2 protein-coding genes are annotated in these 4,540 nt (G+C 69.3%); both read left to right on the forward strand.

The genetic code is table 11. The features are described from left to right. On the forward strand, positions 1-3,036 hold a 3,036-nt coding region (locus AC2VON_RS26645; protein WP_486955458.1), incomplete at its 5' end, for a beta-ketoacyl reductase. 6 nt (positions 3,037-3,042) lie between these two features. Next, on the forward strand, positions 3,043-4,540 hold a 1,498-nt coding region (locus AC2VON_RS26650), incomplete at its 3' end, for a type I polyketide synthase (protein WP_486955459.1).

A 4,540-nucleotide genomic window follows, 5' to 3' on the forward strand; every position in this document is an offset into this window, starting at 1 on the left:
GTGCGGTTCAGTCAGGCCATCACCGCCCTGGCGCACAATCACGCCGCCTTCGTCGAGATGAGTCCGCATCCGCTGCTGACCTACGCCATCGCCGAGACGCTTGAGGCGGCGTCACCGGGCCCGGTCCACACCGCGGCCGAAGCCGTCGTCACCTCGGCGATCAAGCGGGTCGACGACGAAACCCTGTTCTTGCACGCACAACTCGCCGCAGTCGGCGTCATCGGCTCGGATACCGGGCTATTCACCGACATCCCGACGTCGCCGTGGCAGCACTCACGGCACTGGATCACGCCCACCTCGCAGCCGCAGCCCGACACCCACCCGCTGCTCGGGGTGCATATCGAGCTGCTGTCCGGCCGGGACCATGTGTGGCAGGCAGAGATCACAGTTAAAGCCATACCGTGGCTGTCCGGCCACACGATGGCGGGGCGGACCGTGCTGCCGGCGGCGGGCTTTGTGGAGATGGCGCTGGCCGCCGGCTGCCAGGCGCTTGCGCTGCCCGCCGAGTCCGTCGAAGTCAGCAGGCTCGAGATCATGCAGGCACTCGCCTTGGACCACACCATGCAGGTCACCACGCAGCTCACCCGGGGTGACCGGGACGATCAGGGAACCCGTGTCGAAATCCATGCCCGCCCGGCTGGCGGCGCCTGGTCTGTCTATGCGACCGCCGAGGTCGACGCGGCGCCCAAGAACGTTCCCGACGCGGTGGACGAGCCCGGTGTTGGCGACCGCGAGATCGACGAGATTGAGATCACGCTCGCCGATGAGGTTGTCGGCCACCCCCGCTATTCGATTCATCCAGCGATGGTCGATGCCGCGCTGCGACATCTGGCCGCTGTCGCTGCCGTGCGGGCCGAATCCGCGCCGGCGTACCAGCCTGCGTCTGTCGCGAAGGTCCGGCTGTTCGGACGGGTCGGGCGGCGGGCCCGCTGCCGTGCAGAGCTGATCGAGCAACACGACACTGACCACCCGGGCTACCTGGGCCGCATCGTCCTCACCGATGATGCGGGCACGTTGACCGCCGAACTCACCGGGGTCGAACTGGCGCCGGTAGACCCGGTAGACCTTGCCACGCTGCGGCTGCCACTCGAGCAGAAGGTCTTCGACACCGAGTGGGTGGAGCGCCCGCTGCCGGAAAACCTTGAACCCGACTCAGCCTCGGCCGCGGGAAGCTGGCTGCTGCTGGCCGATGAGGACACTGAAACGCAGTTCCTTGCAGCGCAATTCGCTGCCCAGCTCAACTCACCGGCGCGGCGGGTGATCAGCGCCGGGCTCTTTGGCACAATCGCAGACGCCTGCACCGAGGCCGCCGCCGATCCGAGCGCGCCGGTGGTCGGCATCGTCGTGTTCGTCGCCAAGCAGGCGTTCGAGGGCACCGACCCGGACGGCGCACTCGACCGTGCCCGCGAATTGACCTGGGCGGTCTGGACCACGGCCCGCGCCACCGCCGACTGCTGGCCCGGCACGTCGCCGCGGCTGTGGCTGGTCACTCGCAGCGGTCTGGCGGTCCGCGACGAGGACCCGGGCGACCCCGCGGTCGGCGCCCTGCGGGGCCTCATTCGCAACTGGCGGTTCCCCGGCGAGGCGGCGCGCGTCCTGGCCGAGGAGCCGGAGCTGGACGCCACCCTGGTCGATCTGGACACGGGCGGCCCGGACAACCTCGCTGACCTGCTGACCGAACTGGGTTCACCGGCCAGCGACGACGTGGTCGCGTGGCGTCGCCGGCACCGCTACGTCGAACGGCTCACCCGGGTGGCCCCCGACGCCGGTGACCGGCGGGCTGTCGTCGCACCCGACGGCGCCTACATCGTCACCGGAGGTCTGGGCGGGCTGGGCTCGGTCGCCGCGCACTGGCTCGCTCAGCGCGGCGCGGGCCGGCTCATCCTCAACGGCCGAAGCGAACCCACCGATGCACAGCGAAACGTGCTCGCCGAACTTGGCGGCCCTGCCAGGAGCACCGAAATCGTATTCGTCCCCGGCGACATCTCCGAACCGGGGGTCGCGGAGCAACTGGTGGCCGCCGCTGAGCAGACCGGGAAACCACTGCGCGGCGTCGTCCACGCGGCCGGGGTGACCGGCGGGGGTCCGGTGGCCGCGCTCACCCGGGAGAGCCTGACGCGGGTGTGGGCGCCCAAGGTGGCCGGCGCGTTGCGGTTGCACGCCGCCATGCACGAGACGCAGGAGCAGAACAGAGCCCGGCAGCTGGACTGGTGGGTTGGCTTCTCGTCGATGGCCACCCTGCTGGGCCTGCCCGGTCAGGCGGCCTACACCACCGCCAACGCCTGGCTGGACGCGATGATGGCGTGGCGACACGCAGCGGGTCTGCCTGCTACCGCGATCGACTGGGGCCAGTGGGCGGACGTCGGCATGAGTCACAAGCTGACCTACAGCATGCTCGACCCGATCACCCCCGACGAGGGCGTCGAGGCGCTCGAGTCATTGGTGGGCGGTGTCCGCACCCGGGTTGGCGTGGGGCGACTGCGGATGGACCGCGCCGTCGCGGCGACCCCCGAGTTCGGCGAACTCGGCTACTTCGAAAAAGTGGTCGCTGACATTGCAGAATTTGACCGGGAGTTTTCCACCGGCCGATCGGTCGGCTACGGCAAGGACCGGCTGGCGGCGAGTGCCCCGGACTGGTCGCAGGTACCCCCCGAGAACCGGCTCGGTGAACTGACGACCGGGCTGCGGGCGATCCTGGCCCGTGAACTTCGCAAACCGGCATCGGCCGTCGACGTCGACCAGCCGTTCCCGGAGATGGGACTGGACTCGATGACGGCGATGACGGTGCTGAAAGGGACACAGCGATTAGTGGGTGTCGACCTGTCGGCTTCGATGTTCTGGAACCACCCCACGATTTCGGCGCTGGCGAGGTATCTGGTGGAATTGCTGGCACCGTCGCAGTTGCCGCAGGAGGAGCCGGAGAACCGGGCTGACCTGCCGATCGACTCGGCGGGCGGCGTGCTGGACGAGTTGTTCGAGCACGCGGAGTCCGCATCAGCAGGCAGCGCAGGTAGCGAGAGCAGTCGAGAACGGTAGTTATCGATGGAAACGATCTTCGACAGGGTTTCGGCGATGCCCGCCGCCCACCGGACCGCGCTGACCGAGCAGTTCGACAAGGCTTCGCGTATCGCGGCCGCGGAGCCGGTGGCGGTGGTGGGCATCGGCTGCCGTTTCCCCGGTGGTGTGGGCGGCCCGCAGGATTACTGGGCGTTGCTGACCGGCGGCCGGGATGCGATCACCGAGGTCCCGTCGGATCGCTGGAACGCCGAAGAGTTCTACGACGCGGACCCATTCACGCCCGGCCGGATGTCGTCGAAGTGGGGCGGTTTCCTGGCCGACGTGGCCGGCTTCGACGCCGACTTCTTTCAGATCTCACCGCGTGAGGCAGAGGCCATGGACCCGCAGCAGCGACTGATGTTGGAGGTGGCGTTCGAAGCACTGGAGCACGCCTGCATCGCGCCGGATCAGCTGGACGGTATCCGCGCCGCGGTGATGATGGGTGTGTACTACACCGAGTACCAGGCCATTTCGGTAGCAGACCCGGAGCGCATCGACGCCTACTCCGCGACCGGCAACGCGCACGCCGTCGCCGTCGGGCGGATCGCCTACCTGCTGGGGCTGCGGGGGCCGGCGGTGGCGGTCGACTCGGCGTGTTCGTCCTCGCTGGTCGCGATTCACCTGGCGTGCCAGAGTCTGCGGCTGCGGGAGAGCGACCTGGCCCTAGCCGGCGGGGTCAGCCTGATCTTGCGCCCGGAGACCCAGATCGCGATGTCCAAGTGGGGAATGCTGTCGCCGGGCGGCCGATGCCACACCTTCGACGCCGCCGCGGACGGATTCGTCCGCGGCGAGGGTGCTGGGGTGGTGGTGCTCAAGCGGCTCACCGATGCAGTGGCCGACGGCGACCGGGTGCTGGCGGTGGTGCGCGGCTCGGCGATCAACTCCGACGGCCGCTCGAACGGCCTGACCGCGCCGAACACCATCGCACAGTGCGACGTGCTCACCAGGGCGTTGCGCAGCGCCGACGTCGCGGCGGGCTCGGTGAATTTCATCGAGGCGCACGGCACCGGAACCGCCCTAGGCGACCCGATCGAGTTCGAGGCGCTGGCCGACGTCTACGGCCGCGGCGACGGTTCCTGCGCGCTGGGGGCGGTGAAAACCAACATCGGTCACCTGGAGGCGGCCGCGGGAATCGCCGGCTTCATCAAGGCGGCCCTGGCGGTCCAGCACGGCCGAATTCCGCCGAATCTGCATTTCGTCCAATGGAATCCGGCTATCGACCCGGCACCGACCCGGCTGTTCGTTCCCACCGAGCTGACACCGTGGCCGGTGTCCGACGGACCGCGCCGCGCCGCGGTGTCGTCGTTCGGCCTTGGCGGGACGAACGCGCACGTGGTGATCGAACAGGGCCCCGATCCGGTGTCGGCGCCGCAGGCGGGCACACCCGTGAGCACGTTGGTGGTGTCGGGTAAAAGTGAGCAGCGGGTTGCGGCGTGGGCTTCGGTGTTGGCGGCGTGGTTGGCCGGTGATGGTGCGCAGGTGG

The organism is Mycobacterium sp. TH-M82 (genome assembly GCF_057473605.1).